The following is a 15,145-nucleotide window of genomic DNA, read 5'->3' as shown; positions in this document are numbered from 1 at the left end:
GACCGGCATCATGCCTCCTATCCGGCCGAAAGTCAGCCCTCCAGAAGTCCCGCTTCGCGAGCCCAGCGGTACTTCGCGCCGAGCACGGCGACCGGCTTCTCCGTGGTGTACGGGTAGGCGACGATCCCGTGCCGGTACAGGAACTCGGCGGCCTGCTCGACCTCGACGTCGCCCGACAGCGACGCCACGACCGGCTTGTGGATGCCGTGTTCCCGGTACTGCTCGACGACGTCGACGACGAGCTCGGCGAAGACCATGGGCGGCGTGACGATGGTGTGCCAGTAGCCCAGGATCAACGCGTGCACCCGCTCGTCGGCCAGGCCGAGCGCGATGGTGTTGCGGTAGGTCGACGGCGGCTCGCCGCCGGTGATGTCGACCGGGTTGCCCGCCGCGCCGAACGGCGGGATGTATTCCCGGAACGCCTTGTCCAGATCTTCCGGGATGGCCATCAACGACAGGCCGTTGTCCACGCAGGCGTCCGACAGCAGCACGCCCGAGCCGCCGGCGCCGGTGATGATCACGACGTTCTCGCCCTTGGGGGTCGGCAGCAGCGGCACGCCGCGGGCGTACTCCAGCATGTCGTTCAGGCCCGGCGCCCGGATGACGCCGCTCTGCTTGAGGATGTCGTCGTAGACCTTGTCGTTGCCGGCCAGCGCGCCCGTGTGCGAGCTGGCCGCCTTCGCGCCCTGCGCGGTGCGACCGGCCTTGAGCACCACCACCGGCTTGGTCTTCGAGACCCGTTTGGCCGTCTCGGCGAAGGCCCGGCCGTCCTTGAGGTCCTCCAGGTGCATGGCGATCAGCTTGGTGTTGTCGTCGTGCTCGAAGAACGTCAGCAGGTCGTCCTCGTCGATGTCGGCCTTGTTGCCGACGCCGACGATCGCCGACACCCCCATCTGCGCCGAGCGGCTGAAGCCGAGGATGGCCATGCCGATGCCGCCGCTCTGCGAGGACAGCGCCACCCCGCCCTGCACGTCGTACGGGGTGCAGAAGGTCGCCGACAGGTGCTCCGGCGTGTAGTAGTAGCCGTAGATGTTCGGCCCGAGAATGCGCACGTTGTGCTCGCGAGCGATCCTCACGACCTCGTCCTGCAGCTCGTGGTTGCCGGTCTCGCCGAAGCCGGAGGGGATCAAAATCGCGCCGGCGACGCCCTTCTCGCCGGCCTCCTTGAGCGCCTGCGGCACGAACTTCGCCGGGATGGCGAAGACCGCCACGTCCACGTCGCCCGGCACGTCGCCGATGCTGGCGAAGGCCTTGCGCTCCAGGATCTCGGCGGCCTTCGGGTTGATCGGGTGGATCTCCCCCTGGTAGCCGCCGTTGACCAGGTTCTTCATCACCGAGTTGCCGATCTTGCCGTCCTCGGCCGACGCCCCGATCACCGCCACCGCGGCCGGCTTCATGATCCGGCTCATCGCGGCCAGGATCTCCTGCTGGGAGAACCGGGTCGGCTCGTCGGCGGCGTTCTGGTCGACCAGCACCCGCACGTCCACCGCGGTCGCCCCGGTCGGCGTGGCCAGCACCGGGTTCAGGTCCACTTCGGACAGTTGCGGGAAGTCGGTCACCAGGTCGGACACCCGCGTGATGAGGTCGGCGATCGCGTCCCGGTCGGCCGGCTCGGCCCCGCGCACGCCGCGCAGGATCTCGGCCGCGGCGATGCCGTCGATCATGGACAGCGCCTGCTGGCGATCGGTCGGCGCCAGCCGGAACGTGACGTCCTTGAGCACCTCGACGAGCACGCCGCCGAGACCGAACGCCACGATCTTGCCGAAGGTCTTGTCGGTGGTGGCGCCGACGATGACCTCCTGGCCGGCGGGCAGCATCTGCTGCACCTGCACGCCGACGATCCTGGCGTTCGGATTGTAGATCTTGGCGTTGGCCGTGATCGTGCGGTAGCCGTGCGCCACCTGGGCGGCGTCCTTCATACCCACCAGCACGCCGCCGGCCTCGGTCTTGTGCAGGATGTCCGGTGACACGATCTTCAGCACCACCGGGAAGCCCATCCGCTCGGCCAGCTCCACCGCCTCCTCGGAGGAGGTGGACACGCCCTCGTCGGGCGTGGTGATGCCGTACGCGTCGCAGACGATCTTGCCTTCCGGCGCGGTCAGCGAGTCGCGGCCCTCCGCCGCGACCTGCGCGAGCACCCGCTGGACCGCCTCGCGGTCGTAGTTGACCATCGTGCTCCCTCAGATGACGCCGGCGGCGCGCAGCCGCTCCAGCTGGTCGGGGCCGTAGCCCAGTTCGCCGAGCACTTCCGCGTTGTGCTCGCCCAGCAGCGGCGAGCGGGTGATCTCCACCGGCGAGTCGGACAGCTTCAGCGGGCAGCCGACCGTCTTGTACGCGCCGCGCCCCGGGTGCGGCACCTCGACGACGGAGCCCAGCTCGGCCAGCGTCTCGTCCTCGATGAGCTCCTTGGTGGACAGGATCGGGCCGCACGGCACGTTGGCCGCGTTGAGCTGCTCCATGACCTCCCACTTGGTCAGGCCGCTCGTCCAGTCCTCGATCATCGCGAACACCTTGTCCAGCTTGGACAGTCGCGCCTCCGGCGTGGCCCACTGCGGGTCGTCGGCCAGCTCCGGCTTGCCGATCAGCTCGGTGATCGGCCGCCAGCCGGGCGGCTGGATGATCACGTAGATGTAGTCGTTGGGGCCGCCGGGCGCGCAGCGCACCGCCCAACCCGGCTGGCCGCCGCCGGAAGCGTTGCCGGAGCGGGGAACCTCGTCGCCGAAGCTCTCGTTCGGGTACTCCCCGAGCGGCCCGTGGGCGAGGCGCTGCTGGTCGCGCAGCTTGACCCGGCACAGGTTGAGCACCGCGTCCTGCATGGCCACCTGCACCCGCTGCCCGCGCCCGGAGTTCGTCCGCTGGTACAGCGCCGCCAGGATCGCGGCCACCAGGTGGATGCCGGTGCCGGAGTCGCCGATCTGCGCGCCGGTCGCGGTGGGCGGCCCCTCCTCGAAGCCGGTCGTGCTCATCGAGCCGCCCATCGCCTGCGCGATCACCTCGTACGCCTTGAAGTCGGCGTACCGGCCGGGGCCGAAGCCCTTGATGGAGGCGTAGATCAGCCGCGGGTTGATCTCGGACAGCCGGCCCCAGGAGAAGCCGAACCGGTCGATCACGCCCGGCCCGAAGTTCTCCACCAGGATGTCCACATCGGACACCAGCCGGGTGAAGATCTCGCGGCCCTCGTCGCTCTTCATGTTCAGCGTGATGCTGCGCTTGTTGGAGTTGAGCATCGTGAAGTAGAGACTGTCCACGTCCGGGATGTCCCGCAGCTGGCCGCGGGTGATGTCGCCGCGGCCCGGCGTCTCCAGCTTGATCACGTCCGCGCCCAGCCAGGCCAGCAGCTGGGTGGACGACGGACCGGACTGCACGTGGGTCATGTCGAGGACGCGCACGCCCTCCAGTGCCTTGCCCATGACGACCGCTCCAATCAGGACTCTGGCCGACTCACTTGTACATGGTCTGGTTCATGGTTCCGGGGGCGTACGCGTCCGGGTCGACCCAGACGTTGATCAGCGACGGCAGGCCGGACTCGCGGGCGCGCAGCAGCGCCGGGCCGATGTCGGCCGGGTCGCGCACCTCCTCGCCGTAGCCGCCGAGCATCTTGGCGAACTCGCCGTAGCGGACGTCGCCCAGCGTGTTGCCGACGCGTTCCCTGGCCAGGCCGTACTTCTGGGCCTGGCCGTAGCGGATCTGGTTCATCGACGAGTTGTTGCCGACGATGCCGACGAACGGCAGGTTGAAGCGGACCAGGGTCTCGAAGTCCCAGCCGGTCATGGAGAACGCACCGTCGCCGAACAGCGCCACGACCTCGGAGTCCGGGCGGGCGAGCTTGGCCGCCATCACGAACGAGATGCCGACGCCGAGCGTGCCCAGCGGACCCGGGTCCATCCAGTGGCCCGGCGACTTCGGCTGCAACACCTGCCCGGAGAAGGTCACGATGTCGCCGCCGTCGCCGACGTAGATGGAGTCCTCGGTGATGAACTGGTTGATCTCGTGCATCAGCCGGTACGGGTGGATCGGGTTGGCGTCGGAGTGCAGCTGCGGCAACCGCTTCTGCCACGCCTGGTCCTCGACCTTGTGCAGCTCCTCCAGCCACGGCTTGCGGCCGGTGGCGCCGTTGTCGACACGGCCCGAGGCGGCGGCGGTGACCGAAGAAAGGATCAGGTCGGCGTCTCCGACGATGCCGAGGTCGATGTCCCGGTTCTTGCCGACGGTACGGTAGTCCAGGTCGATCTGCACCACCGTCGCCTTGGCGGAAAGCCTTCGCCCGTAACCCATCCGGAAGTCGAACGGGGTGCCGACGATGACGATCACGTCGGCGTTGTCGAAGGCGTAGCGGCGCGACAGCTGGAGGTGGTGCGGGTCGCCGGGCGGCAGCGTGCCGCGGCCGGCACCGTTCATGAAGGCCGGGATGTTCAGCGTGCGCACCAGTTCGACGGCCGAGTTGGTGCCCCGCGTGGTCCAGACCTGGCTGCCGAGCAGGATCGCCGGCTTTTTGGCGTGCACCAACAGGTCCGCGAGCTTCTCCACGGCGGCCGGGTCGCCGGCCTGCCGGGTGGAGGCCCGGTACCGGCCGGCCTGCGGGACGCGGGCCTTCTCCACCGGCACCTTGTTGTCCAGCACGTCGCGCGGAATCTCCAGGTACGACGGGCCGGGCGCGCCGTTGAGGGACTCCCGGAACGCCATCGACACCATGTCGGCCGCGCGGGCGGTGTCCGGCACGGTGGCCGCGAACTTGGTGATCGGGTTCATCATGTCGACGTGCGGCAGGTCCTGCAGTGAGCCCATCTTGTGCTGCGTCAGCGCACCCTGGCCGCCGATCAGCAGCATCGGGCTCTCCGCGCGGAAGGCGTTGGCCACACCGGTGACCGCGTTCGTGGTGCCAGGGCCGGCGGTGACCACAGCACAGCCCGGCGTGCCCGTGACGCGGGCGTATCCGTCGGCGGCGTGCGCGGCGACCTGCTCGTGGCGGACGTCGACGACCTTGATGCCCTCGTCGACGCAGCCGTCGTAGATGTCGATGATGTGCCCGCCACACAGGGTGAATATCGTGTCGACACCCTCGGCCTTGAGCGCCTTCGCGACGAGATGGCCACCGGAGATCATCTGGGGCGCGGGGGCGGATCCGTTCGCCGTCTGGCTGTCTACCACGGGTTCTGTTCCCACCATGCTGGTCAACTCCTCGCCGGCTCCGCTGCACTGTAGATTGCATACGATATGGAGTAGGCATATGCTTACGCCTGTTCCGGCCCGGTGTCCAGAGAAAGTCGAGAAGATTTCGCGATCTTGGCGCCCAGGGGAAAGTCCCGCCCAAGCGAAAGTCCACTTGGCGGAAGATCCCAGCGCCCGGCCGGCAGGGACCCCACCCGCGCGAGTTCTCCAGGAGGGCCGCACGTTGGATCTGTTCGAGCACGAGGCCAGGGATCTGTTCGCCCGCCACGGCGTCCCGGTGCCGCCGGGCGAGGTGACCACCACCGCCGCGGGAGCGCACGCCGCCGCCGTCGACATCGGCGGGCCGGTCGTGGTTAAGGCGCAGGTCAAGACCGGCGGCCGGGGCAAGGCCGGCGGTGTCAAGCTGGCCGCGACGCCCGCGGAGGCGCGGGCCGCCGCCGAGGCCATCCTCGGCATGGACATCAAGGGGCACACCGTGCACAAGGTGCTGGTGACCGCCGCGTCCAAGATCGCCGACGAGTACTACTTCTCGTTCCTGCTGGACCGGGCCAACCGCACCTGGCTGGCGATGGCCTCCGCCGAGGGCGGCATGGACATCGAGGAGGTGGCCGCCACCCGACCGGAGGCCCTGGTCCGGCAACCGATCCGGGACATGGATCTCGGCCGGGCGGCCGACATCGCCGTGGCGGCCGGGCTGCCGGCCGAGGCGGCGGACGTGATCGTCAAGCTGTGGGACGTGTTCGTGGCGGAGGACTGCACGCTGGTCGAGGTGAACCCGTTGGTGCGCACCGAGTCCGGCGAGATCATCGCGCTGGACGGCAAGGTCACCCTGGACGGCAACGCCTCGTTCCGGCACGCCAACCGGCCGTTCGGCGCCGCGGCCGCCGATCCGCTGGAGCGGGCCGCGCACGACAAGGGGCTCAACTACGTCAAGCTGACCGGCGACGTCGGCGTGATCGGCAACGGCGCCGGGCTGGTGATGTCCACTTTGGACGTCGTCGCTCAGGCCGGTGGGCCGGGGCCGGCCAACTTCCTCGACATCGGCGGCGGCGCGTCCGCGCAGGTGATGGCCGACGGATTGGAGATCGTCCTCGGCGACCCCGGGGTGAAATCGGTTTTCGTGAACGTGTTCGGCGGCATCACCGCGTGCGACGCCGTCGCCGACGGCATCCTGCGGGCGCTGGGCATGCTCGGGGATCGCGCGACCAAGCCGCTGGTGGTGCGGCTGGACGGCAACAACGTCAAGCGAGGCCGGCAGATCCTGGTCGAGGCCGGGCATCCGCTGGTGACGATGGTGGAGACGATGGACGACGCGGCGCGGACCGCCGCCCGGCTCGCGGCGCAGGGAGCGTGACATGGCGATCTTCATCGACGAGGGCAGCCGGGTCGTGGTGCAGGGCATGACCGGCGCCGAGGGCAGCAAGCACACCGCCCGCATGCTGCGCGCCGGCACCAACATCGTCGGCGGCGTCAACGCCCGCAAGGCCGGGCAGCGGCTCGACGTCGAGGGCAAGTCGCTGCCGGTGTTCGGCACCGTGGCCGAGGCGATGGCCGAGACCGGCGCCGACGTGTCCGTCCTCTTCGTACCGCCGGCCTTCGCCCGGGCCGCCGTGATCGAGGCGGTGGACGCCGCCATCGGGCTGGCCGTCGTGATCACCGAGGGCATCCCGGTGCACGACACCGCCGCGTTCTGGGCGCATTCCGTCGGCAGCGCCACCCGGATCATCGGCCCCAACTGCCCCGGCGTGATCAGTCCGGGCAAGTGCAACGCCGGCATCATCCCCGCCGACATCACCAAGCCCGGCCGGGTCGGCGTCGTCTCCAAGTCGGGCACGCTGACGTACCAGCTGATGCACGAGCTGCGGGACTTCGGCTGCTCCACCGCCGTCGGCATCGGCGGCGACCCGATCGTCGGCACCACCCACATCGACGCCCTGCGGGCGTTCCAGGACGATCCGGAGACCGAGCTCATCGTCATGATCGGCGAGATCGGCGGCGACGCCGAGGAGCGCGCCGCCGCCTTCGTCCAGGAGCACGTCACCAAGCCCGTCGTCGGCTACGTCGCCGGCTTCACCGCGCCCGAGGGCAAGACCATGGGGCACGCCGGCGCCATCGTCTCCGGCTCGTCCGGCACCGCCGAGGCGAAGAAGGCCGCCCTGGAGGCCGCCGGCATCGCCGTCGGCCGCACCCCGGGCGAAACCGCTCTGCTGGCCCGGGAACTGCTCACCGGGTGACCGACGCCGAGCGGCGATCCGGTGTCCGTCCCGGATCGCCGCTCGCCTTCACGCCCGCTGCCGGGTGGCGACGTTCGGCGCGTGCCGGAGAGCCTTGACCTTGTCGCAGCGTCAAGGTGTTTCCTTGGTGCATGCGGATCGGGGAACTAGCCGGGCTGGCCGGGGTGTCGACGCGAACCGTGCGGCACTACCACCGCATCGGGCTGCTGCCGGAGCCGCGGCGGCGGGAGAACGGATATCGCAGCTACGAGCTGCGGGATCTGGTGCTGCTGCTGCGAACCCGGCGGCTGGTCGAGCTGGGGCTGTCGCTGGAGGAGGTCGCCGACGCGCTGTCCGACGACCGCGGGCGCGACCTGGTGGAGATCGTTCGGGAGATCGACGCCGACCTGGCCGCGCAGCAGGACCGGATCACCCGTCAGCGAGCCGCCATCGCCGACCTGCTCGCCGCCGACGGCGACCTGCGGTCGCCCGCGCTCCTCGCCGTCCTCGACACCCTGACCGATCATCCCGCGCGGGAGCGGGAAAGCCTGGCCGCCGAGCTCATCGAGTCGCTGACCGGCCGCCTCGACCTGTACCACTCGGTGCAGGCCGATTTCGCCCTGCGGAAACGGATGCTGGACGCTCAGGCCGACTTCGAGCGGCTGGTCGACGTCTCCCCCGCCGACCCCGCCGTCGACGAGCTGGCCGCTCGCGCCCGTGAGTTCGGGCCCGCCGTCGCCGCCCTGCTGCCGCCGGACCTGCCGACCGTCGACGCCGATCCCGAGATGCTGCTGGCTGCCGTCAGCGCCGGCATGGCCCCCGCCCAGGTTCGGTGCCTGCGGCTCATGTTCTCGTACTGGCAGGAGGACATGGCATGATCCGCTGCCTGCTCGCGTGGCTGTTCCGCCGGTATTCCCCCGGCTTCGGCTACGGCCGGGGGTTCCGCCCCATCGTCTGGGTGCTGGTCGTTCTGACCATTGTGGAGGGTTGCGTCGTCGAGCTCGTGCTGGCCTTCATCCTGCCCGGCACCTTGTGGCCCGTGCTGCTGCTGGCCCTGCACGTCTACGCCCTGCTCTGGGTCCTCGGGCTGTTGGCCTCCCTGACCACCCGCCCGCATGTGCTCGGCCCCGACACGCTTGTGTTGCGGGACAGCGTCTTCACCGAGCTCACCATCCCCTTGGCCGCCATCACGTCGTTCTCGCCCGTCGCCCGGCCCGGTCTTCTCCGCTCCGGCCTCAAGATCGACGGCGACACCGCCCTGTTCGCCTACGGCGACGCCAACCTCGCCGTGCACATCTCCCCGGTCGACGACCCGCGCCTCGCCGGCGTCCGCCACCTGCACATCACCGTCGACGATCGCGACCGCTTCCTCGCCGCCGCTTCGGACCGGCTGGCCGGACAGGTGTCGTAGTCGATGGGTGCACCGCAGCCGTGAGGTTCCTGCTCGATCCTCCCCCGAAGCCGAGCAGGAACCGCACGGGCGGTCGAGTCGCATCTCTCCCCTGGACCGCACCGCCCGCCCCTCGTCAGGCGCGTGGTCACATTCGACTCAACCAATCCACCCCTCGGACGTCTCCCGGTGACAAAACCAGTTGACCGCCGCCCGCCCAGTCTATGGCAGCCACTGACCGTGTCAACTACTCTTGGGTCCGTCGACCCCCGTGGGTCGACTTCAGTTGAGCGGAGTGGGGGACGCCATGCTGAGCTTCCGGGACAAGCTCAACGCCGCCTTCGACGCCGTGCGGCCCAATGGTCCCGACGGGCCCGAGTACCGCAACACCGAGGTGGCCGCCGCGCTGGGCGAGCTGGGTGTGAAGGTCACCGGCTCGTACCTCGGCATGCTCCGCAACGGCGAGCGGGACAACCCCACCGTCAACGTCGTGCAGGGTCTCGCCACCTTCTTCGACCTCGACCCGGTGTACTTCCTCACCCCCACCACCCCGCAGGCCGCCGAGAAGGTCGCCGGCATCCACCGCGACCTCATGCGATTGGCCGAATGGCGGGACAAGGGTGTGCTGGCCTTCGCCCTGCGGGCCATGCTGCTGGAACAGGACTCCGGCCAGCTCGCGGAGGCGGCGAAGGTGCTGCTGGAGCAGGTGATGGAGTTACGCCGCACCGACCGTGAATCGGGTCGGCAATAGGACCCCGGGGCGGGTCCGGCTACCCGATCCGGGCGGCCAAGGACCGCAGATACGCCGGCAGGGCGATCGCCAACTGCCGGCCGGCGCCGACGCCGACGCGCCGGCTGAGCACGTCGTAGTCGGCGCGTTCGATCGCCCCGAGGATGCCGCCGTACAGCTGCATGCCGGCCAGGGCGGTCTGGCGACCGGTGCGGTGCAGCAGCGGAACACCGGCGCGGGCCCGGCGGTAGAGCTCCCGGGCACGGGCGATCTCGAACGTGATGAGCTCCCGGAACTCGGGGCCGGGCCTGAGCTCGGTGACGCCGAAGCGACGGAGGTCCTCGGCGGGGAGGTAGACGCGGCCGCGGCGGAGGTCGTCGCCGACGTCGCGGAGGATGTTGGTGAGCTGGAAGGCGATGCCCATGAGGCGCATGGCCTCGGTTGCCTCGGCGGAGCGCGCGCCGAGCACGGGAGCGATCTCCAGGGCGAGGGTGCCGGCGGCGCCGTGCATGTAGACCTCGAGATCCGCGTACGTCTCGTACGACGCGACAACCAGATCCGAGGCCATGGCGTCGAGGAAGGCCTCGACCAGGTGGACGGGAATGTCCCAGGTCCGCATGGTGTGCAGCAGCGCCCGGCCGATGTCGTCCGAGGTGTCGCCGGCCTTCAGGTCGGCCACGATCCGGTCCCGCCACGGACCGAACCCGGCGGTGTCCGTGCCGTCGACCATCTCGTCGGCATGCCGGGCGAAGCCGTAGATCGCCTGCACGTGCGGCCGCTTCGCCGGCGGCAACAGCAACGAGGCGAAGTAGTACGACCGGTCGTGCTCGGCCAGCAAACGCTTGCAGCGCAGGTAACACGCGCGCAGGTGGGGATCGAGGATGCCGGCGGCATCGAGCTCATCAGTCACGACTGTCCTTGGTGCTCGGCCAACACGTCGTCGATCGGGCGGGACCGCGCGGCCCGCGCGACCTCCAGCCACCAGTCGATGTCCCCGGCAAGATCGGGCCCGTCCAGCCCGGTGCTGCCGGACATGGTGGGATGCAGGGCGAGCAGCCCGTCCCACAGCTCGATCACCCGCCGGTACACCAGGGCGTGCTGCTGGCCCGGCCGCAGCCGCAACCGGTCGTGCCACTCGGTTTTCGGCGGATCGAGCGTCACGACGGAGCCGCTCAGCCGCACCCACAGCGGATACAGCCGCCGCCGGTGCCGGTAGTGCCGCGCCGCACGGGCCAGCCCCTCCAGCCGCGGCCCCCACGCGGGCGCGGTCACGCCGACGAACGCCGGCAGCAGGCTCAGCGCGACCAGCGCGCCGTCGGCCTCCAACTCCCGCCACGGCGGAACGATCCCGCACGCCTCGGCCAGCTGGTAGCCGATCACGTGCACGCAGAACACGAGCCCGAACACACAGCCGACGGTGTGGACGCGCAGCCCCCGCCGCAGCCACGGCAGGTCGGCCTTGGCCGCCCACCGCCACGACGCGGAGGTGAAACTCGCGATGGTGTAAGCGAAGTAGCTCACGATGACCAGGTACGTCAGCGCCGCCACGGGATGCACCGGGCCGGGCGTCATCATGCGCCCGGCGGCGCCGCTGGCGAAGTCCACGTCACGGGGTCGGGTGGCGAACAGGATCAGGCCGACGGCCAGCGCCGACACGCCCAGGAACGCCGATCGCCGGACCATCGATGCCACCCGGTCCCGCTGCGCCGGATCCGTACGGTCGGAAGTGGCCAGCCAGAAGAACGTCTGCGTGAAGAAGCCGCCGGCGCAGGCGATCACGTGCAGCAGCGGCCACGCCAGCGCCCACCCGGCCCACCGGTCCACGGCCACCGCGATGGAGTCGATCTCCAGCGGCACGGCCAGGAACCACGACGCGAAGCCCAGCGCCAGCACGTGCCCCGGCCGCCGGTCGACGGTGACGCGCACGAGCATCCGCAGCCGGGTCATCAACGCGACGGCGGCGACCAGAACCGTCACCACGAGGGCGGTGGTCAGCACGGTCAGACGCGCAGTTCTCGGGCCAGCGCGTCCACGATCTGCGCCTCGGCCTCGGTCAGGTTGCGGTGCCCCGAGGTCGGCGCCAGCTCGCCCAGCGCCCGCACCGCCGCGCCGGCGAACACCTCGGCCTCGACCTCCTGGCCGTCGGTGAAGCCGCCCCGGCCGAGGATGCGCTTGAGCACCGCCGGGCTGAGATTCGGCACCAGCGCGTTCAGCACCTTCATCAGCACGTCCCGCGTGGCCGGGTCGACGTCGCAGGTGCGGGCGTGACCGGGCAGCAGCATGTGGCCGATCTCGTGCCAGATGACGTGGATCTGGTGCAGCGGGCTGGAACCCACCGATTGGTACACGATGTAGTCGGCGTCGGGCATGCCCAGCCAGGCGCCGCTGATCGAGGTCCGCAGCGGCAGCGGGATCAGGTGCAGCGGGCGGCCCCGGTCACGCGACAGCCGTTGGCAGACAACACGAACGTCCGCGTGCAGGAAGTCACGGCGACGCAGCTCGGCCAGCACCTGGTCGACCGTGGCGCGCCGCCTACCCATGTGGAGGGCACTCCCCTCGGATCCGAGCGTGGTGGTCCATTCTAGCGCGCACGGCGCAGCCTGTTGGCGTCGGCGATGATCGCGGCGCCGAGGGCCCGGGCGGTCTCGGTGCGCAGCCGGGGCGGCGGCGACAGCACGAACTCGACCTCGCCCAGCGCCGGAAGTCCGTGCTGCGGACCGAGTTCCACCAGGTCGGGCGGGATCAGGCTGCGGGTGTGGGCGGTCACGCCGAGCCCGGCGAGCACGGCGGCGCGCAGCCCGCTCAGGCTGGTGCTCGTGCAGGCGATGCGAAATTGCCGGCCGTGCCACTGCAGGGTTTCCAGCGCCTGCGCCCGGCTGACGCTGGGTTCCGGATAGAGGATCAGCGGAACGGGCGCCCCGGGATCGATCCTGGTGGTCTCGGTGCCCATCCACACCAGCCGGTCCCGCCACACCAGCTGCCCGTGGGCCGCGCCCAGTTGCCGTTTGCCGAAAACGAGATCCAGTTGGCGAGCTTCCAACTTGCGGTGCAGTTCGCCGCTCAGCCCCACGGTCAGCTCCAGCTCGACGCCGGGATGGCGCCGCCGGAAGTCGCGCAGCACGTCGGTCAGGTACGTGGCGACGAAGTCCTCCGACGCACCGAACCGCAGCCGCCCGTGCAGCTGCGGCCCGGCGAAGAAGCTGATCGCCTCGCGGCCGGCGTCGATGATCGTGCGGGCGAAGCCGACCATCGCCTCGCCGTCCGGGGTCAGCTCGACGGTGTGCGTGTCCCGCAGGAACAGCTGCTTGCCGACGAGCGCCTCCAGCTGCCGCACGTGCTGGCTGATCGTCGACTGCCGGACGCCGAGCTGGTCGGCGGCCTGGGTGAAGCTGAGCGTCTGCGCGACGGCCAGGAAGCTCTCCAGCTGTGCCGGCTTGAACATCCGTCCAGCGTAATCGCCACCGCGTGATCAGAGACCCAGCCGCCGGCCTCCGGTGTAGACGTTCATCGAGCTGCCGCGCAGGAAACCGATCAGCGTCAGCCCCATCTCCGCGGCCAGTTCGACCGCCAGCGACGACGGCGCCGACACCGCGGCCAGCACCGGAATTCCGGCCATCACGGCCTTCTGCACCAACTCGAAGGATGCTCGGCCGCTGACCATGAGCACAGTTCCGCTCAGCGGCAGCCGGTCGTCGCGCAGGGCCCAGCCGATCACCTTGTCCACGGCGTTGTGCCGGCCGACGTCCTCGCGCAGGCACAGCAGCCGACCGTCCCGGGTGAACAGTCCCGCAGCGTGCAGACCACCCGTTCGATCGAACACTAGCTGGGCCGTGCGCAGCGTGTCCGGCATCGTCGTGATGGTGTCGATGTCGACCGTGAGCTCGTCGTACTCGACGGACCAGCGGCTGGTCGCCCGCACGGCGTCGAGGCTCGCCTTGCCGCACAGCCCGCACGAGGAGGTGGTGTAGAAGTTGCGTTCCACCGACGGATCCGGCGGCGGGACCCCGGGCGCGAGTCCGACGTCCAGCACGTTGTAGGTGTTGCCGCCGTCGACGGTCGCGCCGGCGCAGTACCGGATCGCGCTGAGCTCGCCGGCCTTGCCGATCACTCCCTCGGAGACCAGAAAACCCGCCGCCAGGTCGAAATCGTGGCCGGGCGTGCGCATGGTGACCGACAGCGGCTGGCCGCCGACCCGGATCTCCAGCGGTTCCTCGGCGGCGAGCGTGTCCGGCCGGGCGCTCACCCGGCCGTCCACGACGCGGACCACTCGCCGCCGTGCGGTGACGCGGCCCATCAGACCGGCACCAGCAGCCGGGGCACGCCGGGTTGGCGCAGCAGGCCGCCCGCGATCGCGCCCGTCACGCCCAGGCCGGCCGCGAGCAGGAAGCCGGCCGCGTAGCCGTACGTCGCGACCATCGAGGCGGCCAGGCCGATGCCGACGATGCCGCCGACCGCCTTGGCGCTGTAGACCAGACCGAAGTTCAGCAGGCCCGCCTGGTCACCGAAGTGCGCCTCCACCAGAGCGGGCAGCAGTGCGTAGCAGCAGCCCGCGGTGGTGCCGACCAGCAGCGCCGCGAACGCCAGCAGGACACCGGACTGGTTCTGGCCGGCGACGATCAGCAGCAGCTGGCCGAGAGCGCCCAGCGCCAGGGCGGCCCGGACCACCTTGCCGACGCCGAACTGCTCCCCGGCCCAGCCCGTCGCCCAGCGGGCCACGCCGCTCGCCACCGTCAGCAGGCAGACGGCGACGGCCGCGAAGGCGTACCCCCACCCGCTGGACGTCACGAAGGCGGCCATGTATGCGACGTCGAACAGCCACGCCGCCGCCGCGCAGGCCACCAGCACGTACATCACCGCCGAGGTCGGGCAGCGCAGCAGCTCACCCGGCGTGTACCGGCGGATCGCCGGCCGGCTGTGCCGCAGGCTGAGGTTCATCGTCTTGTCCAGCGCCCATTTCCGCGGGTCCGGGCTCTGCGGCCACCAGTCCGCCGGCGGCTCCCGCAGCACGATGCCGCAGGCCGTGATCACCACCACCGCGATGATCGGCAACGGGGTCGCGAACAACACCGCCCCCGCCGCGAACGATCCGCTGACCAGGCCCAGGCACGTCCGCCGCTCCGGGAACCACTTGGCCACGACGCCGAAGCACGTGCCGTAGACGATCGCCGCCCCCAGGCCGCCCAGCACCGCCGACCACGGGCCCGCGAACAGATCGCCCACCGCGGAGAGGATCGCGCCCACGATCATCGCCGGCGTCGGCCGGACGTGCAGCCGCTCTCGCAGCAACGCCAGCGGGAACACCGCCACCGCCTGCGTCGCCACCCAGATGGCCAGCAGCCAGTAGTTGCCCCCGCCCACGATCAGCCCGAACCCGTACTGCCCGGCCCCGGCGACCAGCATCGCCGCGCAGGCCGCCGCCAGCACCCAGTTCCTGGAGTGCCCCAGCAGCTCCTGATCGCTCTCGCCGATCCGGTACCGCCGGCCGTAGAAGTCGCTCACCTCGGTTGCCATCGGTCTCACCGTCCGCTCAGGTCGAGCCCGTCCGTCCGTCGTGCCGCCGTTCATGCCACCCGCCCGCCGGGGGTGATTTCGACCCCTGTGCACCCCGGTTCTCGCGGCCGTCCACCACATCCTGCCGATTGC

At 70.6% G+C, this 15,145-nt stretch carries 14 protein-coding genes; 5 read left to right on the top strand and 9 right to left on the bottom strand.

Annotation, left to right across the window (positions count from 1 at the left end; translation table 11 throughout):
* Positions 1 to 32: 32 nt before the first annotated feature.
* Genes BJ998_RS31060 through BJ998_RS31050 form a run of 3 tightly spaced genes read right to left on the bottom strand, consistent with a single transcriptional unit; the run spans position 33 to position 5,166 of the window.
* Positions 33 to 2,171, bottom strand: coding sequence for an acetate--CoA ligase family protein (locus BJ998_RS31060; RefSeq protein WP_184866878.1), 2,139 nt, complete (start codon positions 2,169 to 2,171; stop codon positions 33 to 35).
* Positions 2,172 to 2,180: 9 nt separating this feature from the next.
* On the bottom strand, positions 2,181 to 3,410 hold the full coding sequence (gene frc / locus BJ998_RS31055; protein WP_184866877.1) for a formyl-CoA transferase: 1,230 nt from the start codon (positions 3,408 to 3,410) through the stop codon (positions 2,181 to 2,183).
* Between the two features lie 31 nt (positions 3,411 to 3,441).
* Positions 3,442 to 5,166 (bottom strand): thiamine pyrophosphate-binding protein, encoded by a 1,725-nt coding sequence (locus BJ998_RS31050; RefSeq protein ID WP_221338182.1) that lies wholly within the window; start codon positions 5,164 to 5,166, stop codon positions 3,442 to 3,444.
* Between BJ998_RS31050 and sucC the strand changes: the two genes are divergently transcribed.
* The 5 genes from sucC (at position 5,165) to BJ998_RS31025 (ending at position 9,523) form a co-directional block, all read left to right on the top strand.
* Complete coding sequence (sucC, locus tag BJ998_RS31045; RefSeq protein ID WP_312890411.1) at positions 5,165 to 6,523, top strand: ADP-forming succinate--CoA ligase subunit beta; 1,359 nt, start codon at positions 5,165 to 5,167, stop codon at positions 6,521 to 6,523. The two genes, BJ998_RS31050 and sucC, sit on opposite strands and share 2 nt — an antisense overlap.
* 1 nt (position 6,524) lies before the next feature.
* Positions 6,525 to 7,403, top strand: coding sequence for a succinate--CoA ligase subunit alpha (gene sucD / locus BJ998_RS31040; protein ID WP_184866875.1), 879 nt, complete (start codon positions 6,525 to 6,527; stop codon positions 7,401 to 7,403).
* A gap of 131 nt (positions 7,404 to 7,534) precedes the next feature.
* Positions 7,535 to 8,260 (top strand): MerR family transcriptional regulator, encoded by a 726-nt coding sequence (locus BJ998_RS31035; protein ID WP_184866874.1) that lies wholly within the window; start codon positions 7,535 to 7,537, stop codon positions 8,258 to 8,260.
* Positions 8,257 to 8,793, top strand: a complete 537-nt coding sequence (locus tag BJ998_RS31030; protein ID WP_184866873.1) for a hypothetical protein — start codon at positions 8,257 to 8,259, stop codon at positions 8,791 to 8,793. The genes BJ998_RS31035 and BJ998_RS31030 overlap by 4 nt, the downstream gene beginning before the upstream one ends.
* A 286-nt stretch (positions 8,794 to 9,079) precedes the next feature.
* Positions 9,080 to 9,523 carry an XRE family transcriptional regulator gene (locus BJ998_RS31025; RefSeq protein WP_184866872.1) on the top strand — a complete coding sequence of 148 codons (444 nt, stop codon included), beginning with the start codon at positions 9,080 to 9,082 and terminating at the stop codon, positions 9,521 to 9,523.
* Positions 9,524 to 9,542: 19 nt separating this feature from the next.
* Here the strand turns inward: BJ998_RS31025 and BJ998_RS31020 are convergent, their stop codons facing one another.
* The 6 genes from BJ998_RS31020 to BJ998_RS30995 are packed head-to-tail and all read right to left on the bottom strand — an operon-like array spanning position 9,543 to position 15,013.
* Complete coding sequence (locus BJ998_RS31020) at positions 9,543 to 10,412, bottom strand: phytoene/squalene synthase family protein (protein ID WP_184866871.1); 870 nt, start codon at positions 10,410 to 10,412, stop codon at positions 9,543 to 9,545.
* A complete protein-coding gene (locus BJ998_RS31015) occupies positions 10,409 to 11,500 on the bottom strand; it encodes an MAB_1171c family putative transporter (RefSeq protein WP_184866870.1) in 1,092 nt (363 codons plus the stop codon). The genes BJ998_RS31020 and BJ998_RS31015 overlap by 4 nt, the downstream gene beginning before the upstream one ends.
* A 2-nt stretch (positions 11,501 to 11,502) precedes the next feature.
* Positions 11,503 to 12,042, bottom strand: a complete 540-nt coding sequence (locus tag BJ998_RS31010) for a hypothetical protein (RefSeq protein WP_184866869.1) — start codon at positions 12,040 to 12,042, stop codon at positions 11,503 to 11,505.
* Positions 12,043 to 12,083: 41 nt separating this feature from the next.
* Positions 12,084 to 12,944, bottom strand: coding sequence for a LysR substrate-binding domain-containing protein (locus tag BJ998_RS31005; protein ID WP_184866868.1), 861 nt, complete (start codon positions 12,942 to 12,944; stop codon positions 12,084 to 12,086).
* A gap of 27 nt (positions 12,945 to 12,971) precedes the next feature.
* Positions 12,972 to 13,796: a formate dehydrogenase accessory sulfurtransferase FdhD gene (gene fdhD / locus BJ998_RS31000; protein WP_184866867.1), complete on the bottom strand. Its 825-nt coding sequence runs from the start codon at positions 13,794 to 13,796 to the stop codon at positions 12,972 to 12,974.
* Positions 13,796 to 15,013: an MFS transporter gene (locus tag BJ998_RS30995; protein ID WP_184866866.1), complete on the bottom strand. Its 1,218-nt coding sequence runs from the start codon at positions 15,011 to 15,013 to the stop codon at positions 13,796 to 13,798. Before BJ998_RS30995 ends, fdhD begins: the two co-directional genes overlap by 1 nt.
* Positions 15,014 to 15,145: the final 132 nt, after the last annotated feature.

The organism is Kutzneria kofuensis (assembly GCF_014203355.1).
GTDB lineage: Bacteria > Actinomycetota > Actinomycetes > Mycobacteriales > Pseudonocardiaceae > Kutzneria > Kutzneria kofuensis.
Note: the sequence above shows the minus strand (reverse complement) of the source record. Positions and strands in the feature narration are given on the sequence as shown.